Raw genomic sequence first — 16,624 nt, 5'->3', positions numbered from 1 at the left:
GAAAGCATGTCCCCCAGCAGTTTCCGCGCATCATCATGCCATCAGAATGCGGTCGCCTTCACGGGCGCGTCGTTCGCCTTGCGCTTGCCGAGCGACACGCGCGCTCCTGCCCGGATATAGCTCCACAGCGCGCGCTTGTCCGCATCGGAGAGGGTTTCGAAGCGGGGCATGCCCCGTTCCATGAGCGGCCCTTCCGACAGAAGCTGCGAGAAGGCCTGGTAATCCAGCGCCACGCCCGATTCCCGAAGGTCCGGCCCGGGAACGCCGGTATTGTTTAGACCCGCGCCATGGCAGGCGTGACACATGTTCGCTCCATAGAGCCTGCCGCCGCGCTTGACCGCGGCTTCATCCAGAACCAGCTTCGGATCGTCCACCGCGCGAACCTGAAAATCCGCGGGCGCCGTCTTCGGAAGCCGCGCCTTGCCCCCCAGGGCGAAGGTCAGCAGACGCCGGGGCTGCGCATTATATTTCCAGCCGCGATCCGCATACCGGCCCAGCATCGCCACGCCGCCGCCATAGCCGACCAGCAGCGAGAGATATTGCCTGCCGCCCACTTCATAGGTGATCGGCGGCGCGATGATCCCCAGCCCCGCGTTGAAACGCCACAGTTCCTTGCCGGTGCGGGCGTCATATCCGTGCAATATCCCGTCGGCATCGCCCTGGAAGACCAGGTTGCCCCGCGTGGTCATCGTGCCGCCGTTCCACAGGCTGTCATACTGGACCTTCCACCGGGCCTTCTGCGCCACGGGGTCCCAGGCGATGAGTTCGCCCTTGCCGTCGCGCGGGTCGTTCGGATCGGCATGGATCGAAAAATGCGTGCCTGCGCCCGAAACGCCGAATATGGGTTCGCCGCCGTTCGCCTTCACCCTCTCCAGAAAGGCCTTGTCTTCCTCATAGACGGCGCCGAGCTGCATATAGGGTATATAAACCAGCCCCGTATCCGGATTATAGGCCATGGACTGCCAATTATGCGCGCCCTGCGGGCCCGGCCAGATGGTTATCGGCCCCTTTTCATACCGGACATTGGGCACCTCCACAGGCCGGCCGGATTTCGCGTCGATCCGCTCGGCCCAGTTGACCTTGCCGATCTTTTCGGCCGAAATCAGCTTCCCGCTGTCGCGGTCGATCACATAGAAGAAGCCGTTGGTCGGCGCCTGCATCAACACGCGCCGCGGCTTCCCGTCGATGTCGAGCCGCGCCAGCGTCATCTGGGCTGCCGCCTTGTAATCCCATGCTTCCTGCGGATTGACCTGATAATGCCAGATATAGCGGCCCGTATCGGCATCCAGCGCGACGATGGAGGCGAGGAAGAGATTGTCGCCGCCGCCGGGCGTGCGCAGGCGCGGATTATAGGGTCCCGAATTGCCTGCGCCGATATAGATGCGGTTCATCTCCGCGTCATAGGTGATGCCGTCCCAGACGGTGCCGCCCCCGCCCCATTTCCACCATTGCCCGGTCCAGCTTTTCGCGGCCATCGCCAGCGCCGGCTGCTCGAACGGCTTCGCCGGATCGCCCGGCACGGTGTAGAAACGCCACAATTGCCTGCCGCTGTTCGCGTCATAGGCCGTGACATAGCCTCTGGCGGCCCAGTCCCCCCCGCCATTGCCGATGATCACCTTGCCATTGAACACGCGCGGAGCGCCCGTGATGAACTGAAAGGAATCCTCCGCCACCGTCTGCCGCGACCAGATGGGGCGGCCGGTCCGGCTGTCCAGAGCCACCAGCCGGCCGTCGCGCGTGCCGACATAGACCTTGCCCTGCCAATAGGCGGCGCCTCGGTTGACCGAGAAGATATAGTGCATGGTCTGCGGGCGCAGCGCCCATTCCCGTGAGTCCCAGCGCCAGAGCCGCTTTCCGGTCCGCGCATCGACCGCATAGACCGATGCGTCCTGACCGGTGAAATAGAGCGTGCCGCCGACCGCCAGCGGCGTCGCCTCCAGCTGATGCTCCCCCTCCAGATCGAGCGACCAGGCAAGGCCCAGCGACCCGACATTGCCGTCGTTGATCTCCTCCAGCCGGCTGAAACGCATCTCGTCCTGCGTCCCGCCATAATGCGCCCAGTCCGCTGAACTGCCGCCGACGGAAGGCTCTGCCGGACCGCGGCAGGCGGCAAGGCCGATCGTCATCGCAGCCACGAGGGAAGGGGCGAGAAGACGCCTGCACAGCCCGGCGGCAATGCCCGCCATGGCAGGCCTGCCGCCTTCCGGACTCCGCTGGCCTCGATCGACATGATTGGGTCCGCTCATGATCTTCCCCCTCCCACCGGCCGGGTTTTCCCGCCCCGCATCCGCCGGACTCGGCGGCAGTTGTCACCGACGCGATCATATGCCACATTATCCACCATACAATATTAAATCGACTTTTTTACTGGAAGTCACTTTTTAGGGAGGCGGCAGATGAGCGGCGGCGGAAAGTCCGGGGAGGAACACAGGCTGCGGTCCCGGCAATGGTTCGACAATGCCGAGGATCCGGTGCTCGCCTCGCTGTACACGGAACGCTATCTGAACTTCGGACTGACGCCGGAAGAGCTCCAGAGCGGGCGGCCCATCATCGGCATCGCCCAGACCGGCAGCGACCTTTCGCCATGCAACAGAAGCCATCTCGAACTCGCGCAGCGGGTGAAGGACGGCATTCGCGAATCAGGCGGCATTCCGCTGGAATTTCCAGTCCATCCCATCCAGGAGACCGGCCGCCGCCCGACCGCCGCGATCGACCGCAACCTCGCCTATCTGGGACTGGTCGAAACGCTGCACGGCTATCCGCTGGACGGCGTCGTGCTGACCACGGGCTGCGACAAGACGACCCCCGCCTGCATCATGGCGGCGGCGACCGCCAACATCCCCGCCATGGTGCTCACCAACGGGCCGATGCTCAACGGCTGGTACAGAAGCAAGCGGGCGGGCGCGGTCAGCATCGCCTGGAAATTGCGCGCCGAACATGCCGCCGGCCGGATCAGCGAGGGCGAGATGAGGAAGGCGATCATGGATGGCGCCACCTCCGCCGGCTATTGCAACACGATGGGCACCGCGTCGACGATGAATGCCCTGGCCGAAGTGCTCGGCCTCTCCCTGCCCGGCAGCGGCACCATTCCGGCCGCCTATCGGGAACGCGGCGCCGCCGCCTATCGCACCGGGCGCAGGATCGTGGAACTGGTGCGGCAGAATATCCGCCCTTCCGACATATTGACGCGCGAAGCCTTCGAAAATGCCGTGGTCGTGAACACCGCGCTCGGGGGATCGAGCAACGCGCCGGTCCACATCATAGCCATAGCCCGCCATGTCGGCGTCGATTTCGGCATCGCGGACTGGGAACGGGGCCATGACGTTCCCCTGCTCGTCAACATGCAGCCCGCCGGCGCCTATCTGGCGGAGGATTTCCACCGGGCGGGCGGCGTTCCGGCGGTCGTCGCGGAACTGATGCGGATGGGCCGCATCCATGAAGGCACGCTGACGGTCAACGGCAGCACGCTGGGCGAGAATTGCCGGAACGCCGTGGCGACCGACAGCGATGTGATCCGCACCGCCGAAACGGCCCTGCGCCGGAATGCCGGCTTCATCGTGCTGCGCGGCAATCTCTTTGCATCGGCGATCATGAAATTGTCGGTCATCACATCCGAATTCCGGGACCGCTATCTGACCGATCCCGACGATCCGGACGCGTTCGAAGGCACGGCCGTCCTGTTCGAAGGCCCGGAGGATTTCCGGAAAAGGATCGACGATCCGGCAAGCGGGATAGACGAAAGCAGCATATTGGTGATGCGGGGCGCGGGACCGATCGGCTATCCCGGCGCTCCGGAGGTCGTGAACATGCGCCCGCCAGCCGCCCTGGTGAAGCGGGGAATAAGCGTCCTGCCCTGCATCGGCGACGGCCGGCAATCGGGCACCTCCGCCTCCCCGTCGATCCTCAACGCCTCGCCGGAGGCGGCAAGCGGCGGCAATCTGGCTCTGGTCAGGTCCGGCGACCGGATTCGCATCGATCTGCGCCGCCGCAGGGCGGACCTGCTGGTCGAGCAGGCCGAACTGACGCGGCGGCGGGACGCGCTGGAGGCGGCAGGCGGCTTCCCCATGCCCAGCGCGCAGACGCCGTGGCAGGAAATCCAGCGGGAACTGGTCGATCAGCTTTCCGACGGCATGGTCATCGGCCGCGCCACCCGCTACCGCAATGTCTCGGCGCTCAGCGATCTGCCACGACATCCGGTTTAGCGCATCGCCCGGCGGCGCTACTCCGGCCCTTCCTCCTCGGCAAACCAGTCCATTGCCTCCTTTTCGGTGGCCACTGGCCTGATCAGGCGGTTTTCTCCGATCCTCTTGACCTGCATCGCATGCAGCGCGCTGTGCGAAACCACCGCCGTCTTGCGGATGATCCTGAAGGCTTCGGATTCGACCAGATCGTTGATCGCCTCCACGGTGCCCTGGGGCATGATGTCCTGCTGCCCGACCGTGATGAGGAGGTTATAGCGCCCCCTCCCCTGCCTGGCGCGCAGCCCGTCAGACAATTCCGTGGTGTAGCGCTGGCCGGTTTCCGCATCCAGAAATTCGAAGAAGGAAACGGAAACCAGCTTGCGCTGATCGTCGAAACCGATCCTGTACTTCATCCTCCACCTCATGACCGATCGTGATTTCGAGGGGGGAACCTAAGCGCAAAGCGATGGCCGCACCACCAGGGATTTTCAGGGGGGCGGATCACCCTCCGCTGCGCGGGCCTCCCGATCCGTCGACCGCATGGTCGAAGCTGGAATCCAGGCCCGCCGCGCCGTCTCGGTGCGGCGGCGGCAGCTCCGCGGCGAAGATCCGCGCCGTTTCGTGCAGGGCGTCGGCCACCCGGCCGTCCACCGGGGCAGGCGTCCAGTGCCAGCGTTCGGCGCTGTAGGCGGCGATGTCGCGCGGAACGCCGGTTTCCCGCGAAGAGATTTCCGACCATTCGCGCGGATGCCCGTTCGCCCAGAGCTGCGCCCGCGCATAGCGGCGCAGGAAATCCTCCAGCAACGCATGTTTCGCCCGCACCGAAGCATCGCTGCTCACCTGCACCAGATAGTTGGATGTGCCGTTCCAGGCATAGGTCAGCACCCGCGCATGGTGGCTGCGGACGGCGGTTGCCAGATAGGGAAGCCATATCGCAAGCGCGTCGACCTTGCCCGTGGCGAAGGCGGTCATGGCATCGTTCGGGCTCAGGAAGCTGATCGACACGTCGCTGGTCTTCAGATGGGCCTGTTCCAGCGCCTGGAGCAGCGTGATGTGCCCGACCGACCCCCTGGTCGTGGCGATCGACCTGCCGCGAAGGTCGCGCATGTCCCGCGCCGCCGATTTTTCCGGAACGATGACGGCGACCGCCTTCTGCTCCGGTCCTCCGTCCATGGCCTGGATCGCACGCAATTGCGGGTTGCCGTTATAGGCGAAGAGGAAGGAGGCCGCGCCGGCGATCCCCACATCCACCGCATTCGCTGAAATCGCCTCGATCTGCGTCTGGGCGCTCGGGAACTGCGCCCATTCTATCCGGTAGGGCACGTCCTTCAACTCTCCGGCCGCAAGCATCATGCCCCGCGTGCCGCCCCTGTGCGTGCCGACGCGCAGGACTTGACCGTCGCCGTCGGCCGGGCGATCGCACCCGCCAAGCGGAACGAGCAGGACAGCGACCGCCGCGCCGGCCAGCGTCCGCCAAAGCGCCTTCATCCGGCGGATCGCCCCACTCATTCTCATGCCGCCGCGCCCGAATAGCGGTTCTGCGGTATCGGCAGGTCCAGATTCTCGCGGAAGGTCGCGCCCTCATAGCTGGTCCGCAGCAATCCGCGCCGCTGCAGCACCGGCACGACCTGCTCGACAAAGGCCTTCAACTGGCCCGGCAGCCCCTCCGTCAGCATGAAGCCGTCGATCGCGCCGTCGTCCAGCCAGCTCTGCATCTGGTCCGCAATCTCTTCGGGCGTGCCGTCCAGGCTGTCGATCGGCCTGCCGAAGCGCAGCGCGGTCTGCCGCAGCGTCAGCCCTTCCTCGACCGCCGCGCTGACGATGCGCGTGACCGCCCCCTGGCTGCTGTTGAGCCATTCCTCCGTCACTGCGGGAAAGGGCGCGTCCAGATCATGCCTGGAAAAATCATAGTCGTTGAACGACTGGCCGAGCGACGACAGGGCATTCTCGATCGAATTATAGCGATTGCGCTCCTCCACCAGGCGGTCGAGTTCCTCCCGGGTGGAGGCGACCTGCGCGGAAATCGCCCCGAAGACATAGAGCTTGTCGGGATCGCGCCCGGCCTCCGCGGCGCGGCGGCGCAGATCGCTGCGGAAGGCGATCGACTGTTCCTTGCTGCGCGGCACGCTGAAGATCGCGTCGGCATAGCTGGCGGCGAAGTTCCTGCCCTCTTCCGACGTGCCGGCCTGGAAGGTCACGGGATAGCCCTGCGGCGTCCTGTCGAGGTTGAGCGGGCCACGAACGCGGAAGAACTCCCCGGCATGATCCAGGGTGTGAAGCTTGCCGGGTTCGAGGAAGACGCCCGCCTCCTTGTCCCCCACCAGCGCGCCGGGTTCGAAACTGTCCCACAGCCCCCGGACAACGTCGACATATTCCGCGGCCAGGCGATAGCGCTCGTCATGGTCGAAATGCCTGTCCTTGCCGAAATTGGCGGCGGTCCCGGCAAGCCAGGACGTAACCACGTTCCAGCCCGCCCGGCCCCGGCTGATCTTGTCGAGCGATGCCAGTTGGCGGGCCAGGTTGAAGGGTTCGGAATAGGATACCGTGAAAGTGCCGACCAGGCCGATATGGCTGGTGACGGTCGCCAGCGCCGAAAGGATCGTCGCCGGTTCGAACCGGCTCAGATAATGGGGCATGGACCTTTCGTCGATCTGAAGGCTGTCGGCCACGAAGACGAAGTCGAACAGGCCCTTTTCGGCCAGTTGCGCCTGCTCGACATAAAGGTCGATATTGGTGCTGCCATCGATGATGGCTTCGGGATGGCGCCAGCTTTGCCATCCCCGGCCCACGCCGTGGAGGACAAGGCCCAGCTTCAACCGGTTGGCAATCGTCATCTGCTGTCTCCTGTCTGGGCAAAGCCGCTTCTGGCGGGGATCGTTGGAAGGGTTCGGGCGGCCCGGCGGGCGGCGGCGGCGCGGTTCACAGCTTCATCCGGAGCGTGGCGCCATAGAAGCGCGGATCGCCAAGCGTCCCGTTGTAGGAATAGGTCGTGACCTGATCGACCGACGCATTGACGAAATATTGTTTGTCGAAGAGGTTGCGGCCCCACAGCCGCAATTCCCAGCGATTGTCGGCGCTCCGGATTCCGGCATAGGCGCTCGCCAGCCCATAGCCCGGCACGCGGGCGAAGGGATCGGTATTGAGCGATCCGTAGAAACCGGTCCGGTGATTATAGTCGCCGCCCAGGAACAGCGTCGCCTCCGTGCCCAATATCGGCCGTGGGGAGAAGGCATATTCGGCGGCGATGGTATAGACGAATTTCGACACGCCCGCGATCTGGCGCCCGGAAATGTCGCAGATCCCGCCATTGGCCGCCGTGACCCAGAGATAGGGGCATTGGGCGTTGGTGTAGGACCGGTATTTGGCGTCGTTATAGGTGGCGGCGCCCGTCAGCGACAGGCCGTTCCATCTCGCCCGGACATCCATTTCGACGCCCTGGGTCCGGACCTTGCCGGCATTGGTGATGAAATAGCGGGCGATGGGCCCGGTGCCCGTCTGCACGATCACTCCCTGATTGGCCTGATAGCCCTTGTCGTCGGACCGGAAGGCGGCAAGGTTGAAGGTGACGGCGTTGTGGAACAGGTCGGTCTTCAGGCCGATTTCGAAGGAATCCACGATCTCCGGATCGAAAGTCACCGGAGCCGGCCCGTTGGCTAGCTGCACCGGCGTCACCAGGTTGATCCCCGCCGATTTGAAGCCGCGCGAATAACCGGCATAAAGGTTGATGCCGGGGGCCAGCCGATAAAGCGCGTTGACCGTCCCCGACACGCGCCCGCCCTCGGTCGCCGCATCGTATCGCGCCGTGGGAGCGAAGCCGTTCCGGCGGGACGCGATGGCGGTAAGCTGCTCGGGGGACAGGGAGGAGAAGACCGGGTCGGTCAGCGGCACGCCGCCCACGGCCACGGATTCGAAACGGCCCGAGCGCTTCTCATAGGTGTAGCGGATGCCCCCGGTAAGGTCGAGGCGCTCATCCACATGCCATGTCGCATTGGCGAAGGCGGAATAGCTTTTGGTGTGGAAGAGCTGCAGGCCGGTCTGGCTGAAATTGTTCAGCGCTTCCGAAGGGAAGGCGGCGCCCAGCAGATATTTGGCGGCATCCCTGCCATAGGTGTTGAACGGCACCTCGCGGGTGCGCTGCCAGAAATAATAAAGCCCCGCCGTATAGTCGACCGCGCCCCCGCCGGGGGAGGCGATGCGCAGTTCCTGGCTCCATTGCCGCTGGGCGGTGGGCAGATTGGTCTGGATGTTGATCGCCGCGCCGGTGCCGTCGCTGTCGATGGAGGGATTCCAGTCCCAGAACCGCCATGCGGTGATCGAGGTGAGGCTGTGATCCCCCGGCAGCTTCTTCACCAGGGTAAGCGAAGCGCCGCCGGTCTGCATGTTGATCGTGAACGGCGTATCCACATCGATGCGCCGCGCAAAGGCGTCTATGGGCGGCGGGACATAACCGGCGTCGCGCGCCCGGTCGTAATAGCCCCTTGCGGTCGCGACGCTGCCATCCGCGCGCAGCTTCGGCAGGACGCCGCGCCGGGGCATGGCCGAATAGGAATTCTGGTCGTTATAATCGGCGTTCAGCCGGGCGGTGAAGCTCTCATCCCCATTGCGATAGGCCAGCTCCCCGCGAACGGCCTGGTTATGGTGATCCTGCCAGTCGTCCCTGTAGACGCTGTTATAGACGGTGCCGTTGCGGTCCGCCTTCATGCCCGCGACCCGGACCGCGAAGCCGCTGTCCCCCAATGGCCCCGACGCCGCTAGCTTGATCTGGCCATAGTCGTAATTTCCATAGGAAACCTCCCCCAGCAATTCGGGCTCATAGGATGCGCGCTGGCTGGTGATCTCGATTGCGCCGGCCACCGTGTTCTTGCCGAACAGCGTGCCCTGTGGACCGCGCAGGACATTGACATTGGCCACGTCGAAAGTGTCGAAGACGACCACCGACGGACGCGCATGATAGACGCCGTCCACATAGATGCCGACGCCCGGCTCGGTGCCGCTGTTGGCCGCGCCGCCCGTCGTTCCCAGCCCACGGATCTGGATCGTGATGTTGCGCGGATTGAACCCCAATATCTGAAGGCTCGGCACCTGCCTCTGCATCTGGCGGATGCTGGAATTGCCGGACGCGGCAAGGTCCCGCTCCGTCAGGGCGGTGACGGCGATCGGCACTTCCTGAAGCTTTTCGGCGCGATGGCGCGCGGTGACCGTGATCACCTCCACGCCGGTGTCTCCCGGCCCGGCCTGCGCCGGGGACGGCGCATCGGGCTCCGCGGCCCCGGCAACCCCGCCCGCGCAGAAGGCCATGGCGCTCGCGCCGGCCGCCAGGACCCGCCCGATTTTCGAACTCAACCGCATATATCCCCCAGGCGGCGCTGTCGCGCGCCGCTCCATTCGGCACGACGTCCGGTCGGCCTTCGGGGCGTTGCATTATGAATATAATCTAAGGGAGGCGATTTAGTTCTTCGAATACACCCATTCGAAATGCTGATAGGTGGAGGAGGAGGAGGGCAGATGTCCCGCGCCCCGCCTTCTTCCCCATTTCACGCCCCGCAGGCAGCAGCGAAAAAGGAAGCGGGCGGCTCCCATGGGGGAGCCGCCCGCAAGACGCCTGTAATGCAAAGATCTTTTTCAGCGGCCGGCAAATTGGCGCCCGCGCGTCGCCAGCGCCCAGCGCTGCGGCGTCGCGTCCGCCACATTCTCCCGCACGAAGCATTGACCGCGCCGCGCCTGTATGGCCCGGCAAAGCGCGACCGCCTCCGCCCTCTCGTCGAAGCCGCCAACCGCCAGACGGGCCAGGGTGGCGCCGTTCACCGCGATCTGGCTGGTGACGACCGGCAAATTCGCCAGCATGCTGTTGCGGCGAGCCATGGAGAACCATTTTTCCTTGGCGATGGCCGCATTGTCATAGGCGCCGAGCTGGACCACCCAGTGGCCGCCGCCCTTCCCACTCGCGCGGAAAGCCGCCGGCTGAAGGCGCGGAGCCTGCTGCATGCGCGCAGCCGCCGCGACACGCGCCGGAGCGGCCTGGCGCGGGGCGGCGACGCGGACGGGGGCCGCAATGGCCTGGATCATCGGCGCCGGCGTTTCCGCCATGGCCGGCGGCGGCGCGGGTGCGGGATCGGCGGCGGCAAGCGCGACAGGACCCGCCTCCACGGCCTGCTCGACCGGGGCGGCTTCCGCCATCCGGGCCGGCGAGGCTGGCGGCGCCAGGGCAAGAGCCACAGGCTGACCGGCATCGGCGCCGTCGATCGTCACGCCCATCAGCGCAGCGACCCGCTGCTGCGAAAGGCCGGGCGCGGCGTTCTGCGCCCATTGGGTGATGCGCTGGTTGGCGGCAAGCGGATCGAGGTCGAATCCCGCCATCATCCGCGCATCCTTCCACCGGCCCGCCAGCGCATAGGCATAGGCCAGGTTCTGGCGGGTGCGCGCATTGGCCGACGGATCATGGATCATCTCGGACAGGATGCGCACGCCCTCCGGCGCATCGCCCGCCATCGCCATCGCCAGACCATAGTCGGCCGCCGGAACGATGTCGGCATGGCTGGCGAGCAGGTCGCGCGCCGCGCGATCCTTGCCCAGTCCCACCTGCACCAGCGCAAGGGTGATGATCGTCCGGGCGTCGCGATTGCCCAGCGTCATCGCATCGGTCAGCGCCGTTTCCGCCGATGCGAAGCGACCGCCGGCGACATAGGCGCGGCCCAGCAACTGGCGATAGCCCGCATCCTGCGGCGCCGCCTGCACGGCCGCCTCCGCCAGTTCGACCGCGCGGGCCCCGTCGCGATCCGCCAGCGCCTTCTCGACGCCGGCCGCCAGACGGTCCGGCTTCTGCGGCGCGACGGCGGCGGTGGTGCGGAACGCCGCACCGGTGCATCCCACCATGGTCGTGCCGATCAGCATCGACGCGGCCGCTGCTTTGGCGAAGGCCTTGCGCTTCATGGCTTTCCCAACCTTCAATTGTCGCCGCGGGCGCGCGGCAGTTGCTGGGCCAGCCGGTCGACTTCCGGCAGGCTGCCAAGATAGGCGTCCAGCGCCTCGGTCACCATCTGCTGCGCGGAGCGGCCGACGATGGCGCTGGCAAGGCGCAGCTTCAGATGACGGTCGGCATCCAGCCGCAGGGTGAAGGCGGCCTTGCGCCCCTTCGCCACGGCGGAGGCGCGGGCCTTCTTCCCGGCCTTCCCGACCTTTGCCGGCACGGCCGTTTCGGCGATGCGCTCGGCCAGTTCCTCGCGTTCGGTGACGACGGCGGGCACCGGCGCCACGGCGGGAACCGCGGTCATGGGGGTCAGCCCGGCGACGGAGCGGGCCTCGGACGGCGCCGGTTCCGGCTGCGTCACGTCAAATCCCATGTCGTTCCAGCCCAGATCCTCCTGCAGCGCCGTGGCTCCGGCGGTCAGGCCGAAGACGGGACGGCGCATGGCGGGCGATGCGGCGCCCTTGCGCGCCAGCAGGCCGGACGTCAGCGAAGCGAGAGGTTTCGGTTCGACCATGATGCTCCCCTTCCCTTATTGCGTGACCCGGCGGCCGAAGCCGCCGCTTGCCGGACGAACCGTGCCCGCCGTGCCGACGGCATTGTGCGGCACGGAAAAGACGGTGCGGCGGAAATTCTTCTCCAGCCGGTCGGACACATAGGTCCAGAGCTGCGTGACCTCCCCAGCGGATCGGCCATTGGGGTCGACCTCCATCACCGTGCGGCCGTCGATCATCGACGCCGCGAAATCCGTGCGGTGGTGCAGCGTGACCGGCGCGACCGTGCCGTGCTGCGACAGGGCGACCGCCGCTTCGGATGTGATGCGCGCCTTGGGCGTGGCGGCGTTGACGACGAAGATCAGCGGCTTGCCCGCGCGCTCGCACAGGTCCACCGTGGCGCCCACGGCGCGCAGGTCGTGCGGGCTGGGACGGGTCGGAACGACGATCAGCTCGGCCACGGAAATGACGCTCTGGATCGCCATGGTGATGGCGGGCGGCGTGTCGATGACGGCCAGCTTGAAGCCCTGCTGGCGAAGTATCTCAAGATCGGCGGCCAGACGGGCGACCGTGGTCTGGGCGAAGGCGGGATATTCGGCCTCGCGCTCGTTCCACCAGTCGGCCAGCGATCCCTGCGGGTCGATGTCGATCAGCACGACCGGACCGGCGCCCGCCATCTGCGCCTGGACGGCCAGATGCCCCGACAGGGTGGTCTTGCCAGATCCCCCCTTTTGCGATGCCAATGCCAATATGCGCACGCAATTTCCCCCAGAAAATCCAATGGAGGGAAGCAGTGCCACAGGCCCGCCTAAGAATTGGTTAATCCGCGCGGAAGCCTGACGCCCGTTAAAAAGGCGATGTTCTCAATGCTAAGTCGCTATTAACCTTGTGACGGCATAGGATCAGGCAGGAACCCTTGGGAGCATGAGCATGAAGCGTATCTGGGGCGTGCTGGCCGCTGGAGCAATGTTGGGCCTGACGCAGGCCGCATCGGCCGATGTGAAGGCCGGGGTCGATGCCTGGCAACAGGGCGATTATGCCAGGGCGGTGGCGGTGTGGCAGCCGCTGGCGCAGTCCGGCGATCCCGATGCCCAGTTCAACATGGGACAGGCCTATAAGCTGGGCCGCGGCGTGAAGGCCGATCCCGCCCTCGCCATCGACTGGTATCGCAAGGCCGCGAAGCAGGGCCATGCCCGGGCCGAGGACAATCTGGGCCTCCTGATGTTCCAGCAGGGCGACCGCGCCGGCGCCTTTCCCTATCTGCAACGCGCCGCCGAACGGGGTGAGCCGCGTGCGCAATATATCGTCGGCACCGCCCTGTTCAACGGAGACCTGACCGCCAAGAACTGGGTGCGCGCCTATGCGCTGATGACGCGGGCGTCGCAGTCCGGACTGGCGCAGGCGACGGCCAGCCTCCGCCAGATGGACAAATATATTCCGCAGGATCAGCGCAACGACGCCATCGCCATGGCCCGCTCGATCGGCCGGCAGGAGGAAGATCCTCGCCTGCCCGCCCCCGTGGTGCGGGAGGCTCCCGCCCCGGTGCGGACGGCGCAGTTGCCGCCCTCCACCCCCAGGCCCAAGGCGCCTGAACCCGCGGCCAAACCCGCGCCCGCAAGGACAGCCGCCGCTAAACCCCCGGAGGCCGGACCCGCCGCCCCGAAGCCCGCCCTCCCCAAGCCGGCCCTCCCCAAGCCGGCCGCCGGCGGCTGGCGCGTGCAGATCGGCGCCTTCAGCGCGGAGGCGCGGGCCCGGACGCTCTGGACCCAGCTCAGCGCCAAGGTCGGCGGCCTGTCCGGCTACCAGCCCTATATATCGACCAGCGGCGGCGTGACCCGGCTTCAGGCCGGTCCCCTGGCGAGCGGCGCGGACGCGACCCGGCTGTGCGGCGCGATCAGGGCGGCCGGCGCGGAGTGCATGCCGAAGAAGATGTAAATCTTGCCAAAGCTTGGAATTTTATTTCAACCGTGCGATAATGGGATCTCAGCACGGAGCGTCCCATGTCGATCGAAAATCAATCGGTGATCCATGCGCTGGTGGAGGGGCTTCTTGGCCCGGAAGCAGCGGGTGCAGCGCTGGCGGCGCTCGATCTGGACCGCCGCCTGACGGAACAGGGCGGCCCCCATGTCTCCCGCGCCGCCTTCGCCATGGCGATGAACGTGGCGCTGTTCCACGACCTGCTGCGGCGGGTGCCGAGCGGAGCGGCCTATGTCGCGGACCGGCTGGCGCATGGGGGCAAGGTGCTGTTCGACCATGGCGCGCTGCGCACCATGAGGCTGGCCGAAGGCGCGACCGGACGCTTGCCCCCCGGGGAGGAGGCCTTCACCCGCATATTGCTGCCGCTGGGCTATGAGATGGCGGCGGTCTATCCGCTCGACCGGCTGCGGATGACGGGCCGCGCCTATCGCCATGCCGACCTGCCCGAAGCGATTCCCCAATTCTTCCTGTCGGAACTGCATGCCGACCGCTTCGACCCGGAATTCGCCGAAACGGCGGCGCGGGTGTTCGGCACATCCCGCGATCCGCTGACGGGGGAGGCGCAGGCCGTGCTCGGGAAATTCGCGGACGGCCAGCCCGTCACGCTGGCGGAGGCGGCCGCCGCCCTGCCGGTGATCGTCGCCGCCTTCGACCGGCAGCATCAGCCGCCGAGCGTCGAGGATTATGAACTGCTGCTCTCCCGATCCCATGAGGCGGGCTGGATCGCGACGGAAGGAAACGCCTTCAACCACGCCACCGACCGGGTGGCGGACGTCGCCGCGCTGGCGGAACGGCTGAAGGCGGAGGACTGGCCGATCAAGGATCGGCTGGAAATCTCCCGCACCGGGCGGGTGCGGCAAACCGCCCTGCGCGCCGACACGGTGGAACGGCTCTTCGCCGGCAACGAACTGCGCCGGGTTCCGGGCTCCTTCTACGAATTTATCAGCCGGGACATCGATCCCGCAACCGGCAGGCTGGACCTGGCCTTCGACACCGGCAATGCGACCGGCATCTTCGCGATGACCAGCACCCAGGGCGAAGGACGCGCATAACGGGTTGATCGGCGCGCGGGCTTGAGGCAACGGGTTCCCGATTTTTGCGGGGAGATGCGCGTTGACTGATCCGGTTGTCCCATCCTGGGTGCTGACCCTGGCCTGCGCCGACCGCGTCGGCATCGTCGCCGCCGTCAGCCAGTTCCTGGCGGAACGCGGCGGCTTCATCACCGACAGCCAGCAATATGCCGACCGGGAAGCAGGCCGCTTCTTCATGCGCGTCGCGTTCGAGGCGACGGACGGCCGCATGGGCGACACCGGCAGGCTGCGCGGCGAATTCGGCGATGTCGGCGCCCGCTTCGCCATGGACTGGCGGTTGACCGCCGCCGATGAAAAGCCGCGCATGCTGATCGCGGTGTCCAAGGGGTCGCACTGCCTGGCGGACCTGCTGCACCGCTGGCAGACGGGCACGCTGGCGGTCGACATCATGGGCGTGGTGTCCAACCATCCCGACATGCGCCGGATCACCGAATGGCACGGCATCCCCTATCATGAGCTTCCGCCCAATGGCGACAAGGCCGCGCAGGAGGAAGCGCTGCTCGGCCTGTTCGAACGGACACGCTCGGAATATCTGATCCTCGCCCGCTACATGCAGGTGCTCTCGGAGGAACTGGTGGAGAAACTCGCCGGCCGCTGCGTCAACATCCACCACAGCTTCCTTCCCGGATTCAAGGGCGCGCGCCCCTATCACCGCGCGCATGAGCGGGGCGTGAAGCTGATCGGCGCCACGGCGCATTTCGTGACCGCCGATCTCGACGAAGGGCCGATCATCGAACAGGCGGTGGAGCGCGTGGACCATCGCGCCACGGCGGAGGACATGATCCGCATCGGACGCGACATCGAAGCGCAGGTGCTCGCCCGCGCCGTCACATGGCTGGCCGACCGCCGGGTCCTGCAAAATGGCGGCAAAACGGTGGTTTTCCGCTAATCGGGCGCTAATCGGGGCAAGCGCGACCCCGCCGGCCTTCAGGCCAGCTTGCGCGCCCTGTCCCGCCACGCCTCGGCCAGCACCGGCATGTCCGCCAGCGCCCTCACGGCGTCCGGCTCGCCCTTGTGCCCTCCCCCGATCAGCAGCCGGAACAGCCGCGCGACCGGCCACTCGGGCCATGGCCGCTCCAGCAATTCCATCTGCGTGCCGGCCTCCGCCTCCCCCTCCCGCAAGACCCGAAAATAGATGCCGCATCGCGCCGTCTTCACGATGGCCGCCATCACGTCGCGCGCGCCGAAACGATGGTCGAGCTTCCAGCAGGGCTGCCGTCCATGGCTCACCTCGACCACCGCGCTGCCCAGCGCAAAGCGGTCGCCAAGGCAGATATCCTCCTCGGTCATCCCGCGCGACGCGATATTCTCGCCAAAGGCGCCCGGCCCCTCCAGCAAGGGATGACCGGGCTTGCGCTCGCGCCACCAGCCATAATGGTCCTGCGGATAGAGGTGGATGGCCTTGTCCCACCCGCCATGATGCACCTTGTCCGCCACCCCGTCGCCTTCAAGGCCCAGCCAGCCGATCCGCACCGCGCCCGTCACCGGCTTCTTCGCGATCGCGCTATAGTCGCCGTCGCGAAAGGGCGCGGGCATCCCGGTCAGCAGCGCGTCGACGGTCATGGAACAAAGGGTCATGCCCTCCCTTGCCATGGAAGCCATGACCGGGAAAAGGCCGCTCGGCAAGAAAAGGACTCAGGCGGGGGACAGCTCCGAACCCAGCTTCAGCACTTCGCAACCGCTGTCGGTGGTCACCAGATAGGCGGGATTGCGGCGGGAACCGTTCCGCCTGATGACGGCGCCCTCGATCCGGCGCTCGACCTGTTGCTCGAACCGCTCAGCCACTCTCCCGCGGCCGACGCCCTGCCCCCAATTCCACTTGACCCTCGCTCCTTTGCGAAAGCTTCCGGTCATCAAGCATTCTCTCCTTCGGGGAACAACCGCGCCGGCCGGCCATCATTGCTGCCGCAAGGCAAA

Annotated in this window: 14 protein-coding genes; 4 read left to right on the top strand and 10 right to left on the bottom strand. The window is 66.6% G+C overall.

What is annotated here, in order from left to right:
* Positions 1 to 41: 41 nt before the first annotated feature.
* The gene (locus EGM87_RS03615; RefSeq protein ID WP_137709839.1) at positions 42 to 2,246 is read right to left on the bottom strand and encodes a PQQ-dependent dehydrogenase, methanol/ethanol family; all 2,205 of its coding nucleotides are present in this window, start codon (positions 2,244 to 2,246) and stop codon (positions 42 to 44) included.
* 150 nt (positions 2,247 to 2,396) lie between these two features.
* Between EGM87_RS03615 and EGM87_RS03610 the strand changes: the two genes are divergently transcribed.
* The gene (locus EGM87_RS03610; RefSeq protein WP_137709840.1) at positions 2,397 to 4,202 is read left to right on the top strand and encodes an IlvD/Edd family dehydratase; all 1,806 of its coding nucleotides are present in this window, start codon (positions 2,397 to 2,399) and stop codon (positions 4,200 to 4,202) included.
* A gap of 17 nt (positions 4,203 to 4,219) precedes the next feature.
* Here the strand turns inward: EGM87_RS03610 and EGM87_RS03605 are convergent, their stop codons facing one another.
* The 7 genes from EGM87_RS03605 to EGM87_RS03575 form a co-directional block, all read right to left on the bottom strand.
* Positions 4,220 to 4,594: a hypothetical protein gene (locus EGM87_RS03605; RefSeq protein WP_137709841.1), complete on the bottom strand. Its 375-nt coding sequence runs from the start codon at positions 4,592 to 4,594 to the stop codon at positions 4,220 to 4,222.
* Positions 4,595 to 4,682: 88 nt separating this feature from the next.
* Positions 4,683 to 5,696: an ABC transporter substrate-binding protein gene (locus tag EGM87_RS03600; RefSeq protein WP_137709842.1), complete on the bottom strand. Its 1,014-nt coding sequence runs from the start codon at positions 5,694 to 5,696 to the stop codon at positions 4,683 to 4,685.
* Positions 5,693 to 7,015 (bottom strand): LLM class flavin-dependent oxidoreductase, encoded by a 1,323-nt coding sequence (locus tag EGM87_RS03595; RefSeq protein ID WP_048577494.1) that lies wholly within the window; start codon positions 7,013 to 7,015, stop codon positions 5,693 to 5,695. The genes EGM87_RS03600 and EGM87_RS03595 overlap by 4 nt, the downstream gene beginning before the upstream one ends.
* Positions 7,016 to 7,100: 85 nt before the next feature.
* Positions 7,101 to 9,524 carry a TonB-dependent receptor gene (locus EGM87_RS03590; RefSeq protein WP_171010034.1) on the bottom strand — a complete coding sequence of 808 codons (2,424 nt, stop codon included), beginning with the start codon at positions 9,522 to 9,524 and terminating at the stop codon, positions 7,101 to 7,103.
* A gap of 279 nt (positions 9,525 to 9,803) precedes the next feature.
* On the bottom strand, positions 9,804 to 11,111 hold the full coding sequence (locus EGM87_RS03585; protein ID WP_137709844.1) for an SPOR domain-containing protein: 1,308 nt from the start codon (positions 11,109 to 11,111) through the stop codon (positions 9,804 to 9,806).
* 14 nt (positions 11,112 to 11,125) lie between these two features.
* A complete protein-coding gene (locus EGM87_RS03580; protein ID WP_044661997.1) occupies positions 11,126 to 11,662 on the bottom strand; it encodes a hypothetical protein in 537 nt (178 codons plus the stop codon).
* A gap of 15 nt (positions 11,663 to 11,677) precedes the next feature.
* Positions 11,678 to 12,397 carry an AAA family ATPase gene (locus EGM87_RS03575; RefSeq protein WP_044661996.1) on the bottom strand — a complete coding sequence of 240 codons (720 nt, stop codon included), beginning with the start codon at positions 12,395 to 12,397 and terminating at the stop codon, positions 11,678 to 11,680.
* 166 nt (positions 12,398 to 12,563) lie between these two features.
* Between EGM87_RS03575 and EGM87_RS03570 the strand changes: the two genes are divergently transcribed.
* The 3 genes from EGM87_RS03570 to purU all read left to right on the top strand — a co-directional run bounded on the left by EGM87_RS03570 (position 12,564) and on the right by purU (position 15,596).
* On the top strand, positions 12,564 to 13,574 hold the full coding sequence (locus EGM87_RS03570; protein WP_137709845.1) for an SPOR domain-containing protein: 1,011 nt from the start codon (positions 12,564 to 12,566) through the stop codon (positions 13,572 to 13,574).
* 65 nt (positions 13,575 to 13,639) lie between these two features.
* Positions 13,640 to 14,668 (top strand): 2-oxoadipate dioxygenase/decarboxylase family protein, encoded by a 1,029-nt coding sequence (locus EGM87_RS03565; protein WP_137709846.1) that lies wholly within the window; start codon positions 13,640 to 13,642, stop codon positions 14,666 to 14,668.
* A gap of 88 nt (positions 14,669 to 14,756) precedes the next feature.
* On the top strand, positions 14,757 to 15,596 hold the full coding sequence (gene purU, locus EGM87_RS03560) for a formyltetrahydrofolate deformylase (protein WP_371873091.1): 840 nt from the start codon (positions 14,757 to 14,759) through the stop codon (positions 15,594 to 15,596).
* Between the two features lie 38 nt (positions 15,597 to 15,634).
* Here the strand turns inward: purU and EGM87_RS03555 are convergent, their stop codons facing one another.
* A complete protein-coding gene (locus EGM87_RS03555; RefSeq protein ID WP_137709991.1) occupies positions 15,635 to 16,285 on the bottom strand; it encodes an MOSC domain-containing protein in 651 nt (216 codons plus the stop codon).
* Between the two features lie 57 nt (positions 16,286 to 16,342).
* A complete protein-coding gene (locus EGM87_RS03550; RefSeq protein ID WP_025551239.1) occupies positions 16,343 to 16,561 on the bottom strand; it encodes a hypervirulence associated TUDOR domain-containing protein in 219 nt (72 codons plus the stop codon).
* Positions 16,562 to 16,624 lie beyond the last annotated feature (63 nt).

Source organism: Sphingobium sp. RSMS, assembly GCF_005406185.4.
Classification (GTDB): Bacteria; Pseudomonadota; Alphaproteobacteria; order Sphingomonadales; family Sphingomonadaceae; genus Sphingobium; species Sphingobium fuliginis.
The sequence above is the reverse complement of the archived record's forward strand: the minus strand, read 5'-3'. Positions and strand labels throughout refer to the sequence as shown.